This is a genomic window from Lentilitoribacter sp. JB5-8, from assembly GCF_055693385.1.
In genome coordinates this window covers 2,125,341-2,139,869 of the sequence record NZ_CM146332.1, presented here as the reverse complement: position 1 = coordinate 2,139,869, position 14,529 = coordinate 2,125,341, and the positions used below count along the sequence as shown (strand labels likewise).

The 14,529-nt window shown below is 43.2% G+C and carries 19 protein-coding genes; 10 read left to right on the top strand and 9 right to left on the bottom strand.

The features are described 5' to 3' along the window. Nucleotides 1-139: 139 nt before the first annotated feature. Nucleotides 140-685, top strand: a complete 546-nt coding sequence (locus ACZ1GZ_RS10375) for a dihydrofolate reductase family protein (protein WP_472664799.1) — start codon at nucleotides 140-142, stop codon at nucleotides 683-685. 181 nt (nucleotides 686-866) lie between these two features. Here ACZ1GZ_RS10375 and ACZ1GZ_RS10370 read toward each other — a convergent pair whose 3' ends face one another. The 3 genes from ACZ1GZ_RS10370 to ACZ1GZ_RS10360 all read right to left on the bottom strand — a co-directional run bounded on the left by ACZ1GZ_RS10370 (nucleotide 867) and on the right by ACZ1GZ_RS10360 (nucleotide 3,294). Continuing rightward, nucleotides 867-1,313, bottom strand: a complete 447-nt coding sequence (locus ACZ1GZ_RS10370) for a hypothetical protein (protein ID WP_472664798.1) — start codon at nucleotides 1,311-1,313, stop codon at nucleotides 867-869. A 522-nt stretch (nucleotides 1,314-1,835) separates the two neighbouring features. Continuing rightward, nucleotides 1,836-2,384, bottom strand: coding sequence for a YbhB/YbcL family Raf kinase inhibitor-like protein (locus ACZ1GZ_RS10365; RefSeq protein WP_472664797.1), 549 nt, complete (start codon nucleotides 2,382-2,384; stop codon nucleotides 1,836-1,838). Between the two features lie 94 nt (nucleotides 2,385-2,478). Beyond that, a complete protein-coding gene (locus ACZ1GZ_RS10360) occupies nucleotides 2,479-3,294 on the bottom strand; it encodes an AraC family transcriptional regulator (RefSeq protein WP_472664796.1) in 816 nt (271 codons plus the stop codon). A gap of 110 nt (nucleotides 3,295-3,404) precedes the next feature. Between ACZ1GZ_RS10360 and ACZ1GZ_RS10355 the strand changes: the two genes are divergently transcribed. Continuing rightward, complete coding sequence (locus ACZ1GZ_RS10355) at nucleotides 3,405-3,656, top strand: hypothetical protein (RefSeq protein WP_472664794.1); 252 nt, start codon at nucleotides 3,405-3,407, stop codon at nucleotides 3,654-3,656. A gap of 32 nt (nucleotides 3,657-3,688) precedes the next feature. Here ACZ1GZ_RS10355 and ACZ1GZ_RS10350 read toward each other — a convergent pair whose 3' ends face one another. Beyond that, nucleotides 3,689-5,092 carry an MFS transporter gene (locus ACZ1GZ_RS10350; protein ID WP_472664793.1) on the bottom strand — a complete coding sequence of 468 codons (1,404 nt, stop codon included), beginning with the start codon at nucleotides 5,090-5,092 and terminating at the stop codon, nucleotides 3,689-3,691. A 71-nt stretch (nucleotides 5,093-5,163) separates the two neighbouring features. Here ACZ1GZ_RS10350 and ACZ1GZ_RS10345 point away from each other — a divergent pair, with 71 nt between their 5' ends. Then, on the top strand, nucleotides 5,164-5,571 hold the full coding sequence (locus ACZ1GZ_RS10345; RefSeq protein WP_472664792.1) for a MerR family transcriptional regulator: 408 nt from the start codon (nucleotides 5,164-5,166) through the stop codon (nucleotides 5,569-5,571). 27 nt (nucleotides 5,572-5,598) lie between these two features. On the opposite strand, the gene ACZ1GZ_RS10340 is transcribed toward ACZ1GZ_RS10345, so the two are convergent. Continuing rightward, nucleotides 5,599-6,213 carry a DUF805 domain-containing protein gene (locus ACZ1GZ_RS10340; RefSeq protein ID WP_472664791.1) on the bottom strand — a complete coding sequence of 205 codons (615 nt, stop codon included), beginning with the start codon at nucleotides 6,211-6,213 and terminating at the stop codon, nucleotides 5,599-5,601. 86 nt (nucleotides 6,214-6,299) lie between these two features. Here ACZ1GZ_RS10340 and ACZ1GZ_RS10335 point away from each other — a divergent pair, with 86 nt between their 5' ends. From ACZ1GZ_RS10335 to ACZ1GZ_RS10310, 6 genes are all read left to right on the top strand, one after another. Then, a complete protein-coding gene (locus ACZ1GZ_RS10335) occupies nucleotides 6,300-6,644 on the top strand; it encodes a hypothetical protein (protein WP_472664790.1) in 345 nt (114 codons plus the stop codon). Between the two features lie 39 nt (nucleotides 6,645-6,683). Further along, entirely contained in the window at nucleotides 6,684-7,448 is a 765-nt protein-coding gene (locus ACZ1GZ_RS10330) for a DUF2161 domain-containing phosphodiesterase (protein ID WP_472664789.1), read from the top strand. Nucleotides 7,449-7,559: 111 nt separating this feature from the next. Beyond that, nucleotides 7,560-7,979: a GNAT family N-acetyltransferase gene (locus ACZ1GZ_RS10325; RefSeq protein ID WP_472664788.1), complete on the top strand. Its 420-nt coding sequence runs from the start codon at nucleotides 7,560-7,562 to the stop codon at nucleotides 7,977-7,979. A 217-nt stretch (nucleotides 7,980-8,196) separates the two neighbouring features. Continuing rightward, a complete protein-coding gene (locus ACZ1GZ_RS10320) occupies nucleotides 8,197-8,424 on the top strand; it encodes a hypothetical protein (RefSeq protein ID WP_472664787.1) in 228 nt (75 codons plus the stop codon). Between the two features lie 25 nt (nucleotides 8,425-8,449). Then, nucleotides 8,450-8,701 (top strand): hypothetical protein, encoded by a 252-nt coding sequence (locus ACZ1GZ_RS10315; RefSeq protein ID WP_472664786.1) that lies wholly within the window; start codon nucleotides 8,450-8,452, stop codon nucleotides 8,699-8,701. Nucleotides 8,702-8,747: 46 nt separating this feature from the next. Then, nucleotides 8,748-9,374, top strand: coding sequence for a glutathione S-transferase family protein (locus ACZ1GZ_RS10310; RefSeq protein WP_472664784.1), 627 nt, complete (start codon nucleotides 8,748-8,750; stop codon nucleotides 9,372-9,374). 8 nt (nucleotides 9,375-9,382) lie between these two features. Here ACZ1GZ_RS10310 and ACZ1GZ_RS10305 read toward each other — a convergent pair whose 3' ends face one another. Further along, on the bottom strand, nucleotides 9,383-10,285 hold the full coding sequence (locus ACZ1GZ_RS10305; RefSeq protein WP_472664783.1) for a LysR substrate-binding domain-containing protein: 903 nt from the start codon (nucleotides 10,283-10,285) through the stop codon (nucleotides 9,383-9,385). A gap of 96 nt (nucleotides 10,286-10,381) precedes the next feature. On the opposite strand from ACZ1GZ_RS10305, the gene ACZ1GZ_RS10300 reads away from it, so the two are divergent. Then, the gene (locus ACZ1GZ_RS10300; RefSeq protein WP_472664782.1) at nucleotides 10,382-11,344 is read left to right on the top strand and encodes a DMT family transporter; all 963 of its coding nucleotides are present in this window, start codon (nucleotides 10,382-10,384) and stop codon (nucleotides 11,342-11,344) included. Here the strand turns inward: ACZ1GZ_RS10300 and ACZ1GZ_RS10295 are convergent. The 3 genes from ACZ1GZ_RS10295 to ACZ1GZ_RS10285 form a co-directional block, all read right to left on the bottom strand. Then, complete coding sequence (locus ACZ1GZ_RS10295; RefSeq protein WP_472664781.1) at nucleotides 11,322-13,271, bottom strand: B12-binding domain-containing radical SAM protein; 1,950 nt, start codon at nucleotides 13,269-13,271, stop codon at nucleotides 11,322-11,324. The genes ACZ1GZ_RS10300 and ACZ1GZ_RS10295 overlap by 23 nt on opposite strands. Before the next feature lie 289 nt (nucleotides 13,272-13,560). Continuing rightward, nucleotides 13,561-14,088: a sugar O-acetyltransferase gene (locus ACZ1GZ_RS10290; protein WP_472668280.1), complete on the bottom strand. Its 528-nt coding sequence runs from the start codon at nucleotides 14,086-14,088 to the stop codon at nucleotides 13,561-13,563. 25 nt (nucleotides 14,089-14,113) lie between these two features. After that, complete coding sequence (locus tag ACZ1GZ_RS10285; RefSeq protein WP_472664780.1) at nucleotides 14,114-14,383, bottom strand: hypothetical protein; 270 nt, start codon at nucleotides 14,381-14,383, stop codon at nucleotides 14,114-14,116. Nucleotides 14,384-14,529 lie beyond the last annotated feature (146 nt).

Genomic DNA, 14,529 nt, shown 5'->3' with positions numbered 1-14,529 from the left:
GTGACCAGTAATTTAGGATTATTTTCTTATTTTTAACATGGTTTTCTTTCAAACATCAAGCCTTGCGTCAAAGACCTAATGGTACAGGACCTCATATTAATGCTAAGAGAGCTGACTTTGGTTGTAACTGGAGACTATTTTGACCACTGGACACGTTTTTATTGCGACCAGCCTTGATGGATATGTTGCGCGTCAAACAGATGATCCTGAGCATCGTCTGGATTGGCTAATGAAACAGGACACCATTGGTGAAGACCATGGATATGATGACTTTATTGAAAGCATAGATGGCTTGATTATGGGTCGCGGCTCGTTTGAAACCCTGCTTGCTTTTACCGATTGGCCCTATCAAAAACCGGTTATCGTGATGAGTAAGTCGTTGACACAAGAAGATGTTCCCAGTGAACTTGAGGATAAGGTTGAACTCACAGATCTATCGCCTGACCACGTGATGAATATGGTTGAAGATCGCGGCTGGGTTCGTGCCTATATTGATGGTGGAAAGATTATCCAAAGCTTTTTACGAGAGGGATTAATAAGCGACATTACACTTACCCGTATTCCAATCTTAATTGGTTCCGGCCTGACGCTTTTTGGTGATTTAGATCGCGATATCGATCTTAAACATATAAAGACACAAGTGTTTGAAAGTGGTCTTGTAACCAGCCAGTATGAAGTTGGTTGATGGTAAATTTAAAATGCGCGGTGTCTTAATGTCTTTCGTACCCACAAAATACGTTTTGACATCCCTAACTCGGCTGGCGCCAATTGTGTCTTACATCAAAACACCACGCTGGTGTTTAGCCCTAAAAGGATAAACGGGCTAAACGAATGGTTTGTGATTAAACATGCGCGGATCGATGATCCTAGCTTTGAAAGTTTCCATTTCCGCCTAAACCGATCGTGCAGTTTGCCTTAAGCGGTACCCACATGCTTTTCTCATATTGGCCGTTTGCACCTTTGGCAAACAAGCGATATTTGGTGTCGATCCCATGATGGATTGAAAGGTTTTGCTCCAACTCAACCATATAATTGTTACCCATTTTCACAGCATTTGCGATTTTCATTGCACCTGGATTTTGGCCCTGACGTGCAAAGAAATAGCTCACTTGGCCAGGTTTATTAGTTTTAATCCAAGCTTTCATCTTACCCTGCGCTGGGCATGCATTTGATGCAGGAGATTTGATCGCCAAAGTCACGTCCGTTACCTTCATTTTAGCTTCAGTCGGTGCTTTGATATTGCCAGCTTGCGCAATGTTAAGGCCCATAAGCGCGGTTAATACTGTTGTTGCTACTAAAGTCGTCTTTTTCATTTTGTCACCCTCTGGTTCGTTTCATAATCTGATGAAGAGAGTTTTAGCAAAACTGCTTTGAACGTTATCTGAAGGGCGCGTTCATCTTGTGTTAAGGAAATTTAAGTGGATGCTGGATGCTTGATTATAGATAAAAAAAGACCCGCATCTGGGAGAGGATGCGGGCCACTGAATAATGCGGGAGGATTATTCGGGAAAATGAAGTTCGCTATTGCTATCCAACAACTTGGATAATCTGAAGCACGAGAAGCGTGCCGATAAAGCCTGTGATGACAATCTCTCTGATAATGTCTTTCGGGCTCAATTCTAATGTCATGTCAGTCATAAACTTCATCCTTCATTTGGCGGGAAATTCATCCCGTTAATTTGCGATGTTTATGTTTTATAGTTGAGCGCTTGAATGCGGCATGAAAGTGTTGTTCATATGGTATTCATGTGACATTTTTGGGATCTTCGAGTTTAGAAAACCCCGATGCTCAGCAGCACCGGGGCTATGAAGTTCAACGCTGAACAGCTCAAACCTTAGCGATTGTAAACCGCTGTAATATTTGCGCTTTTTATTGTATTAGCACCGATCATAAAGCCAGTAAGTGCATTGCTTGCACCTTCTGGAAGTTCGAGTTTTTCAACCGACAGCGCATGAGCTTTAAAAATATAGCGGTGAACTTCGCCCGGAGGTGGGCATGCACCGCCAAAGCCATGCGCGCCATAATCATTAGTAATTTCAAGCGCACCGTGAGGCATTTTATCCGTACCGCTGGCACCCATTTCTAGTGATGACACATTTGCAGGGATATTGACGACGTTCCAGTGCCACCACCCAGAACCTGTTGGCGCATCCGGATCATAAGCTGTCACGGCAAAGCTCTTGGTGCCTTCGGGCGCATTTTCCCATGAAAGTTGCGGAGACAAATTACCCCCTTCACAGCCGAATCCCTGAAAGACAAACTCACTCGTTAATTGTGCGCCTTCTGAAATCGATTGGCTTTGTAGTTTAAAATCAGCGGCAGATGCAGTTGCTGTGAGCCCAACAAATAAAGCGGTGCAGGCTAATATAGATGATAGTTTCATGTGTTCTTCCTTTGTAAGGTTTGTTATAAACCTAATCTAGGAAAACATAAGTTTGCGCGCTTCCGAGAAACACTCAACTTCTATCGAAATTCGATCATATTTCAGTAAATCTAATCATTTTGGGCGCAATATTAAATCTATTTCGAAAACTATCAGAAAAGTGTGACGGGGTTTTAAACCCACATTCCAGCGCGATTTGAGATATTTGCATATCTGTTGTCTGCAACAGGCTTAATCCATATTCCAAACGAGAATTATTTAATATCTTGGAAAAACTAAGATCAGATTTTGCCAGCCACCGCCGAAAGGTCGGTTCACTCATGGCTAGGATTTGCGCTATTTCATGCGCGCGCCATGCATGGCTGAGATCTTGCTCAATAATTTGGCGGATTTTACTCAAAGGTTGAGAATGACTTTGAGTGGATAAGATAATACCTTTGTGTTTAAGCCATAAGAGCGGTTCACATAGTCTATGATGGCGAACAAAGGTGGGGAGCTTATCGTGGTTTAATGTCTCTTTGATTAAATCTAACATATCAAAAGGATGATGCACTTCACCGGGGAGAACATGAACTTCGTGTTTATTTGCACTGATCGGGTGATCAGAAAACACCTCATCAATCAGCCGCATATTAAACCCGACACCATCTGCACGATAGTTTTTGTCATATAGGGGGCGATTTTCCATTGTGACCGATGCACCTGCGGGAAACACCATTAAGTCCCCTGCTTTACCCAAAAACTCATCTCCATTAGACAATGTTACTTTTTTCTCACCGTGTTTGATGAAAAACAAAAAAGGCATACGAAAATACAGATCTGCAAAGACAGCGGTTGTCGCTTGCGTGATCTCCAATAAAGTTACATCTGCTTCATTGATTAAATCGTCTGATCCGTTGTCCTGCGCCACTATGATTGGTCTTTTCTTTTTGTTCGCTACAAGCCAGACTTAATTCTTAGCTTTCAAAATTACAAATTATGGGTAAAACATGGGCTGAACTTACGATAAGGAAACTCGCCTTGCTAACTAAAATCCTGACTATTGTGCTTGGCCTTGCTCTTTTGGTGATGTTCATTTTCTTTGAACGCCGCTTTAATGCAATTTTTAAAGGGCGAAGCCGAACATTTTATATTGGTCTGGCTGCAACGGGTATTGTGTGTCTTACCATCCTATACACTGTTGACTTCCTCTATGTCCTCATTGGACTGACCGTCATCGTAGGATTTATTGCAATCGCTCCCTGGCTTGCAGAGAAATGGGCAAATCGATAAGAGGTTTTTCCGCTAAGCCAATTGGACGCTCGTCATAGCTTTTTTCGATATTTTATTGAAATCCACCACAATAGCGATACGCATAAAATCAATATAAAGGCGAATATGAAAGTGCCAGCCATAGCGGTTGAAATATGCTTCGGTTCGAACTCCTGCACATTGTTAAACTCCGCGATGAACCAAAATATTGGGCTAAAGATACTTGCGCCTAAAATGAAACCAAAATTACGGCTTAAATTTAACAGCCCCGATGTCACACCGTGATCTTGTTGTGAGGTATTTTCCATCACCGATGTATTTAACGCGGCTAAAAAGATCTGGTAGCTGGGTGTTAAACACATGAACGCTAAAATAAAGCCAGTTAACCCAAACATATATGGTAGTCCTGCCATTGCAGCTGTGGCAACTGCCATGCCCGAAAGACCGATGACAAGTATTTTTTGAACACCTTGTTTTTCTGTTAAGTGACCTGCAGGCACCCCGCTAAACGCAGAAGTTATCGGCCCCACGGACATCACCAATCCCATTTGCGCGGTTGTTAAGCCCAAACCTAACGTTAAAAAATACGGCCCAACGATGAGTATTCCCATCATAATCAACGAAACGGTCGCATTCATAATAAGGCTGATGCGCATATGCATGGATTTAAGAAGTGCCGTGGGAATTAAAGGCGTTAAGGCTCGTTTTTCAATCCAGCAAAATGCAGCAAACATTACGCTAATCAGAAAAAGAAGAATCACAGCTCCTTTATCAATCCCCGCCTTAATGTCTGACATAAACAGCACAAAAAACGACAGTAACAAAATAAGCGCCAAAGCGCCTGCATAGTCTATTTTAGACTGGCTATTTGTTGTTTTGCCGCACTTTAAGTAAAGAATACAAAATGTCAGTGTCAGCAAAGTTATGGGCACTTGAAACAAAAAGACAAAGCGCCAGTCAAATTGGCTGGCAATGATCCCCGCAAGCGCAGGGCCCGATGCTGTTCCAATGGCCGACATTGTGCCCATAATCCCCATCCACCTGCCAGTTTGATCTCTGGGAACAATCTCGCGCACTTGTGCTAAGGGCATTGCCATCATAGCGGCAGCCCCTGCTCCTTGTAGCAATCGGGCCATAACAAGTTGCAAAAGCGTTGAGGAAAAATACGAAAATAATATTCCCGATAAAAACAATATCAGCCCACAGAGCAGTATATTGCGCTTTCCAAATATATCACCTGCGCGACCTGCGGGTACAATTAGCGCTGTCACAGCCAAAATATAAGCTGAAACCACTAAACTTGGCTCGAGCTGCACCCCCTGAAACTCGTTCGATAATTGCGGTAAAATCACCGCTGCAGAGCTGATTCCAAGAGCGGCTAATATCACCGACATGCTTGGCCCAATCAGCGCTTTTGATACGTGTTTTTGGGCGGTTTTGTTGTCTCTTGTTTCCATTTTTCATCCTCTTGCTTTCGCTTAAAGAACGGCCTACAACTTGAAGCTAAGTTCAAGTCAAGGGTATATTTATGGAAAAATTGATGGACATTGCAGACGTTGCTGAACGCTCAGGTGTCAGCACGTCTGGACTTCGATATTATGAAAAACGGAACCTTATTTCCGCCGTGTCTCGCAATGGATTACGCCGACAATATGAGCCTGGCGTTATTCAGGAACTAGCCCTGATTACCCTGGCAAAATCAGCTGGATTTACGCTGAGCGAAATCGGCGCATTGCTGCAAAGACCGGTGACGACATCCCTGCCCCGCGGTAAATTGGTTCAGAAAGCGAAAGATTTAGAGATACAGGCACAACGGCTTGAAAATTTAGCGCGCATGTTGCGCCATGTAGCCAACTGTCCATATGACAGCCATTTCGACTGCACACGCTTTCGAAAGCTTTTAAAAGTCGCAACGCGGGTTACTGACGAGGCCTAGATCACAGATTTTTCAAGATGCTTATTATCAATCGTCCTTCTTGCGGGCATCGCGGCCAAAGCGCGGAGGTTCGATCTTGCGCTTTTTCTCTTCTGTAACTTGTTTGGGTGGCTCAGGGGTTTCAGCTTTTGGTTTGCGATCAGCCCAGGGGCCTTCTGGTGCTTTTTCTTCACGCGGCGCATTTTGCTCTTCTGCGCGAACATCATTTGCGCGCTCATTGTTACCACGGAACATTTGATCATCATTGCGCGCGTCATTTCGCTCGTCATAATCGTTATAATAGGTTTGCTCGCCAGCAGATCCACCTAGTGGATCGTCGCCATATTGGTTGGGCCCAACCGTGCCGCGCTTTGTCAGCCAGAACAGCGCTAAAATCAGGCCTAGCAATGGAATGATGAATGCAAGCATCCACCAGCCGGACCGATTTGTATCATGTAAACGGCGTACGCCCACCGCAATGGCAGGTACGATAAGAACAAGCGTGATCAAAACCGAAATCAACCCATCGCCAAACAGAGCGGTCGCTCCAACATTTATGATGAAATTGAATAGAAAAAACCACCAATATTCAGAGCGCTGTGCGCGACCATTAATATCTGCAAACTTTTTAAAACAGGTGGAAATTGCTTGTCCGAAATCCATTCTTGCGCCCCTTGTCGTATTTCGACTTTATCCAAAATTTTAATGTATCGGTTCTCATTAAAACCAGAAGCGACAAAACTTGCAGAATGCATAATTTGCAACTTCTTACTCAATATGATTGTAATTTAGGTATCGAAATGCTGTTTGACAAGCCACGCCATGCGTTGCAATCCAAACGCAAACAACTAAAATATGATATGCACCTGAGAGATGCGAATTTCTTTCTTCAGGTGAAATTATTTGAAAGCCGATCGATGACCCAGCCCGAGAAGAAACAGAAATTTATTCGTAAAGAATGGGCTCGCTTTCGTGCCTATCTGGACAGTCTTCCACAAAATTGGTTTTTGATTGCCGGCTATATTCTCGTTGCCATCGGGTTTTGTGCAGCGATTTATGAATTTGTCTGGCTCGGGATGTTTGGTGGCGCGTGATATAGTTTCGATTACATTGTGATTCTATGAAAGCTCTCCTTGGCCAAAAAACCAACCAAACCCAAATCGAAAACTTCGACAAAGCCTAAAGAAACTGATCTTTACCTTCCCATCAAAACACTACTTGAAGGGCAAGGCTATGAGGTGAAGGGGGAAATCGGCAAAGCCGACGTTGTGGGCGTCCGCTTGGGAGAAGATGGTAAAGCCGAAGATCCCGTTATCGTTGAATTAAAAACTGCGTTTTCGCTGTCACTTTTTCACCAAGGCATTGATCGGCAGGCCCTATCTGATCAGGTTTACATTGCTGTACCGCGAGGTTCAGGTCGCGCTTTTTTAAAGTCGCTGCAGAACAATAAAAATCTCTGTCGAAGATTAGGTTTAGGTCTCATCACTGTGCGTTTAAAAGATGAATTTGTTGAGGTGCATCTTGATCCCGCACCTTATAAACCTAAGCAATCAAAAGTTAAAAAAACACGGCTATTGCGCGAGTTTGCGCGCCGCGTGGGTGACCCCTCGCAAGGCGGTGCTTCTCGTCAATCACATATCATAACCGCCTATCGGCAAGATGCTTTGCGCTGCCTTAAATATCTCTCTGTTAATGGTCCGACAAAAGCCAGCGTGATTGCAAAATCTTTGGGCGTTGAAAAGGCACGAAACATCATGGCCGATGATCATTATGGCTGGTTTGAACGCGCCCCAACTGAGATAAAAGGTATCTATCAGATCACACCCAAAGGTGAAGCTGCGTGCGATGAGTTTAAATCTGCTCTGGACGAAATTTCACTCACGATTTCAATGAACTAATTTACAAATTTGAAGATTTGATTCACAAAGTTGAGGATTTGATTCAAGTGCATTTTCAAACATCTTTTTTCCATATTCGACCTCACAGGCAAAATGCTCTAAGTAACCCACATGACACCTGAAATTCGCTCTATATCTTCCAATGACACTTATGCCATTCGCAAAGCCATTTTGTGGCCTAATGGCCCTGATCATATGGTTGTTATCGCTGAAGATAACCTCTCTTCAACTCAGCATTTGGGCCTGTTTGATGGTGATATTCATTTCGGCGTGATATCGCTATTTACCACCGATGATCAGCGCATGCAGTTTCGCAAATTTGCCGTATTGGAAGACTATCAAGGCCATGGTGCGGGTTCTGTTTTACTAAAACATGTCATTGCATTGGTACAAACGCAAAACATAAACCAGTTGTGGTGCAATGCACGTGTTGATGCAGCCCCATTTTATGCACGCTTTGGATTTTCATTTCAGCCTGTCAGCTTTTTCAAATCCGACGTGGAATATAAAATCGCGTATTTGGATTTCTGACTTTTTAACAATATCTTCCCCGCATATTTAGTATTAAAAATATTTCAATATTCCCGCATAGGTTTCTTGCAAATTTAAAATGTTCTTATTATGTTCTTTAGGAAATTAAACCTATTTTTGAAAGATTCATAATGACATTGAGACTGCTGCCCAGCCAAGCCCCCATTTGCAATCCCCTGCGCAGATAAACCACGTTAACTCAGCACTTGATATTGCAGTGGGTGATTGGGCCGATGGAGATGCGATTGATATGGACCAATATCATCATCAGATGAATATCTGGCTTGAAGAGGTTTTAAGCGGACTTGTTTTGCACAAAAATATCGCTCCGGAGGATATACAGATAGATCAGGCGGAGATTGGCGGATATCGCCTGCCCTTGGTGCGGGTTTGCGGGCGACCACAGGCCATGTTTTGGCCATATCTTGAAAAGCAGATCGTTTAAATTGGTGTCGCGGGGAAACATGATGATGGAACGAGGTCGACGCACAAAGCGCGGATTTATTTCTAATAAGGATGGGATTGTGGACATGTTGGGAACGGGTCGAACTGCAGCTATATCGGTGTGCAAACAGTCAATCGTCACAGGTCCCGATTATGATGCAGCGCGCAAGGTTGTCGAAGATATAGACAAGCTGGTGGGGCAATTAACCGGTGACTATGAAAAATTTCATTCAAAACCTTCGTCAACACCAGCGGGGCCATCTTGTCGACGTTCGTAATCCATGACAAACTTGTTGCAAACAGTATGAGATACATCACCGCAACATGATCGAATTATATACATGGACAACGCCGAATGGGCGTAAAATCTCTATCGCTTTGGAAGAGATGGGGCTCGCATATAAAACCCATCAGATAGATATTCGTAAAGGCGATCAACACACAGAAGACTTTGTTAAAATTAGTCCCAATCATAAGCTGCCTGTGTTGGTGGATGGGGAAAATATAATCTTTGAATCTGGTGCTATCTTGCTTTATCTCGCTGATAAAACAGGGCAATTTATCCCTGAGAAAAACACCCCAAAATATTGGGAAACAGTGTCCTGGCTGATGTGGCAGAAGGCAGCCTTTGGTCCAATCTTGGGTCAAACACATCATTTTTTGACCTATCATCCGGGCAAAGCACCCTTTGCGGCTGAGCATTTTTCACAAACCACGGCAAAGCTTTATGAGGTGTTGGATCTGAGATTATCGCAACACGAGTTTATTATGGATGAAATCACTATCGCTGATTTTGCCATATGGCCATGGGTTGCGCGCTTTAATCGGCAAAAGGTTGATGTGAGCGCCTACCCTCATGTTGCGCGCTGGTACCAAATACTTGCAAAACGCGATGGCTTTATCAAAGGCTATGCGCAGCCGCTAAATGTTGAAGAGATTCCTGAAATTTAGCTATTAAGTTAAATGAGTTCTGTGCGCAGCCAGTTTGCCAATTTGCGTGTTTCAGAGCTTAATGCACCTGCTTTAGGCTTATATATCGATAAACCATCCGCGAAGGATAGCTCTTCACTAAAAGGCCGAACCAATGTGCCGTTTTTAAGGTGGTTTTCTACTGTGCGCGACCACCCAAGGCCAATGCCAAGTCCCGCAACGGTTGCCTCAATCATCATTGGGTAGCTGTCATAAAGAACGCCTTTTTGACCTAACTTACTTGGCGTTCCCACACGCTTGAGCCATGTTTGCCAATCCATCCAATCCTGCGGATAGACTTGGTGATGCAAAAGCTGATAATTCTGCAATTGATCAATGGATACATTTGGAGCGATTTTCGCTAAATATTCAGGACTACACACCGGAAACACGGCGTCGCTCGCGGTAAATAGCAACTGCGCAGATCCAATATCTCGGCCTGTTGTTTGAAGCGCTAAATCATAGCGTTCTTCAGCGTTGGCAAGCGGACTTTGCGAAACCGTCACACGGACTGAAATATCAGGAAACTTTTGATAAAAGCGCGATAATCGCGGCATCAACCAATATAAACCTTCGCACAATTGCGATCTTAAAACCAATTCTTGCGATGCACTGGATTGACGAAAATGATCTGCTTTCTGCGCAATTTCACCCAAAGTTTGCGAGATTAAGTTCCCAAATTCACGCCCTTCATCGGTTAGATAAACAGCGCGATTTCGGCGATCAAATAATGTCATTCCCAGATCATCTTCGAGCGCTTTTATTTGCTTGCTGATTGCTGCTTGCGTAAGCCCGAGTTCATTGGCTGCCTTGGTGATGCTGGCATGACGTGCTGCTGCTTCAAAGGGCAAAAGGCTGGAAAGTGGCGGTAAGGTTTTGCGGAGATTTTGCATAACTTTGAGTAATGTAAAAACGATGATTAGTCAATTTACGTCGAACTATTGCAGTGCTTTATATATCTACGTCTTAATCAAATTATGGATGTATAGATGCACAATGATACGCAAAAACAAGACAATCAAACACTTGCTATATGGGTGATTATTGGAACAGTTTTGATCCTCTCGTTTGGTGATGCGGTTATTAAGAACATTCATTCCAATTTGGTTTTGTGGCAAATATTTGTCATTCGCTCATGGATAGCGCTCATCGCATTGCTGATCATTTTGGGAGTAAAATTTCGCAAGACCTCGCTGCTACCAATAAATCCTGGTTGGACGATGATCAGGAGCTTGTTGATGGGTGTGATGTGGATTGCCTATTACGCTGCCCTGCCCCATATCCCTTTGTCTATTGCAGCTTCAGCTTATTATACCGCGCCCATATTCATTACGCTGTTTTCGTCACTGATAATTGGTGATCGAATTCACATCTGGGGATGGATCGCAGTTGGAATTGGGTTCTGCGGGGTTGTTTTGATCCTACAGCCCTCAACGGATGCATTTAACGCTTATGCATTATTGCCGGTTCTTTCCGCCATTTTATACGCGCTATCGATGATTATAACGCGCACCAAATGCCGGAATGAGCATCCACTTGTATTATCTGCGGGGTTAAATATTGCCTTCATCTTTTTCGGTGCTATTGCGACATTTGGATTGGAGTTTATTCAGCCTGCTGAGCAATATTCTACATTTTTATCGCCCAAATGGGGTGCAATGGACCTTTCAACATGGCTGTTATTGTTGGGGCTAGCGTTTTCCATTTTAATTGGCAGCATTGGAGCAGCGGTCGCCTATCAACGCGGCAAGCCTTCGATAATTGGCATATTCGATTTTTCCTATGTTGGATTTGCGGTGTTATGGGGGTTTGTGTTCTTTTCAGAAACCCCAGATCCAACAGGATTTATTGGCATGATATTCATCATAATTGCCGGTATGATGACAATGATCGATAAAGCACCATCACTTTTATCTGCGATAAAGTGGTTTAAGCGAAGCGGATCGTCTTGATCATATTTGATGGCCGCAAGTGGTATGGCAGCTTGTTCTCTCGATCCTCGCTTTTTGGATAAAGATCCTTCAAATTGGAGATGCGCTCTTGCTGAAAGTCAGATAGGAAGCACTCATAATAATCTGAATCAAAAGCTGAAGAGATTGGCGAAATAAGTGATTTTTTGATCGGCTTTGCTTCACTTTCAGATACTTGGAAGAATGTATCATTGAGCATTTCAATGAAGAAATCGCTCTCCACTTGGCCCATTGAAATATGCGCATCCGACAATGCTTGCTGCACAAGGTCAACAAGTGCAAGACGATGGTTCATCAACGCTACAGACAAGAATTTGTAGACTTTATTTGCGGTTAGCTCGTCAAGATCAACACCTTCTGGCAGTTCTGTTGTTTCCAACAGTTCCATTTGAACCAGCTCTAAGAAACCTTCATAAACAGGTGCAAATTGTTTTGATGTCAAAGACGCGCGGAAAATCCCATCAAGCAGTGCAGACCGTTTAATACCCTTATGATCGAGGTAACGATAGATGTTTTTCAACATCCGCGTATTGTGGAAAATCATCACAATGAGTGCGAATTTACGGCATTGCAAATAATCATCAAATCCCATTGTTGAGGTATGCATGACCATCTGTTCAAATTCATAAACAGGCGTTTTCTCCTTGCCATAAACACCACTGCATTCAGGAATGACACGATTACGCGTTTGAATATCAAACTTAGTAAGGTAATCGTTCGCCTCCATTGGGGTCCCCTTCAACACAAGGGTTTGAGGCATGGAAAATTCATCAATATTGCTGTCGATGAGATCCAAAATTCCAGCGACATAAGTTTCTGATGATTCAAGTGGTAAACCCAACATGACATCAGAATAAGTTTCCACGCCATCGTTGGAAAATTCTTCAAAGACACTGATATCTAAATTTTTGCGCTCAACTTGCTTTAGTGTTTCCGGGTTCATGCTTTGCATGGCCGCACGAATCATAATTGAATCAGGTTTGAGCATCTTTGCGTGAGTTAAAATACGCTGTGCCTGACTTTTACCGGTCGAACACCATACCTGTTTGGGAAAATCATAGATGTCTTGAGACTTCCTAATCCCCTCAAACACATCCAAATCTTGTTTATACATGCCAAAATTCGGATCCGTGAATTCGATAATCGACATGTTAAGTCCAAGTTCGTTTTTCTTGTTGGCAATGTAGACGATCTCGTCACCTATGCGACTACCATCGAAAAACCTAACTTTGGAAAAATACTTCGTTCCCTGTTGGCAATAAGTGCATGCATAGGGACAACCGCGACTGGATTCTAGAAGCGGAATTGCACCATCTTCAAAAAACACATCCATCATGCCCGAAATGTAAGGTGACGGGATCTCATCCAATGATGTCTTGCCAACGCCAATGCGCGTGTCTTCAACATCACCACAAATCAATTCTTGTTTTTGATGATCATATGCAAAACAATTCATGATGCCTTTGAGCTTGGTTTCAGTAACCGACCTGCCAAATGCGTTAAACTGTTTTAAAATCTCTAGCGAGACGATTTCACCATCGCCTTCAACCAAAATGTCAATTTGCGGATTTTGCGCCACAAAGGCTTCTTTACCCTCAATGTTCACACTGACATTGGGGCCACCCATAACTACCAAGCAATTATCAAACTGAGATTTGACGCGTGAAGCGTAGTATAAATTCAGCTCTTCATTCCACATATAGTTACCAAACATAACCACATCTGGCTGCGTGGACTTTAGATATTCTTCAAATTTTGAAGGTCGTTTAAAAAGCTCAATCTCTAAGTCATCTTCTTTGAAATTAAGTTTTAAAAATTCAGCTATCACCCCAATTGATAATGGCATGAAAACGTTCTGCACAGAACCACTTTCATCTTCATGACTTAACATCAATAAGGCGATTTTCATTATAACTTGCTCCCAAAAACTGACCGGTTTTTTTGTTTGCTTCACAGAAAATATGAAACAAATTCAAACTGTTGTATCTGGAATAACAATCGAGGCTTTTGCCAAAATGAACTCTCGGCTTTTTCCAACCAAACACAATTCTATTCCGACTCAAGGAACGCTACGAAACTTAACAATGTTAAATTGGTAACAAGTAAAACTGCGTGGAACAAGTTACGGCGCGCAATTGTGGGCCCTAAGTTGTTGATATCACTTGTCTGCAAAGTAAAAAACCACGGAAAAACAGCGCTTATCCGATGGCTTTTGCCGGATTTCCTGCAACTTTTGCACCTGGGGGCACGTCTTTTGTCACGACACTGCCTGCACCTACAATTGCGCCATCACCGATGGTAACGCCAGGTAGAATAATTGCGCCCCCACCGATCCACACATCTTCACCAATGGTAATTGGATAGCCAATTTCATAGCCCTGAGATCGTTCTTCGCGCTCTAAGTGGTGCAGCGGGCAATATAGTTGAACTTTTGGACCAAGCAGTGATCTTGCACCAATTGAAACTTTTGCAGTATCTAAAATCACGCAATCAGCATTTAGATACACCCCTTCTGCAAGATGGATGTTCATCCCATAAACGCAATGGAATGGTGCTGTCACAATCGCACTTTCATGGGCATGAGCAAATAATGCACGCAATTTCTGGCCCATTTTCCCACGTTCGGTGGGGTGTATATGATTATGCTCGTGCACAGCATCAGCTGCTTTTTGGCGCAATGCTTCCAGCTCATCATCGATGCAAATATACCATTCGCCATCGCGCATTTTTTCAAGATTTGATTTCAACGTTTTATTTTTCTGGATTTGAATTTCGGCCGGATGATTTTTTCGAATCTGTTTTACCAAAACAATATCCCAATGCACCACCAATTATTGTGGCAGCTTCACCAGTCAATTGATTATTCAGCGCCAAAATGCACGTCACGGGCAATGAGATTGCAATGACGTTAAATCTGATGAACTGCCAGCCAATGCCTAGATTTTGTTTTCGTCGATTTAAAAACCCACCAACGATAACGATTACGACTGAGCAAGCGAGAATTAAAGATACCCAAACCATACCATATCCATCCGTATTCCTGACTATCGATAACCGCTAGCTTCCCAAAAATTCTGATCATAGGCAAGTGCAAGAGTTTGCCAGTTCAATTGCGGGAATCTTCATCCCATGCTAGGCCTTTGTTTCAATTTTGATTTGGGAGGACA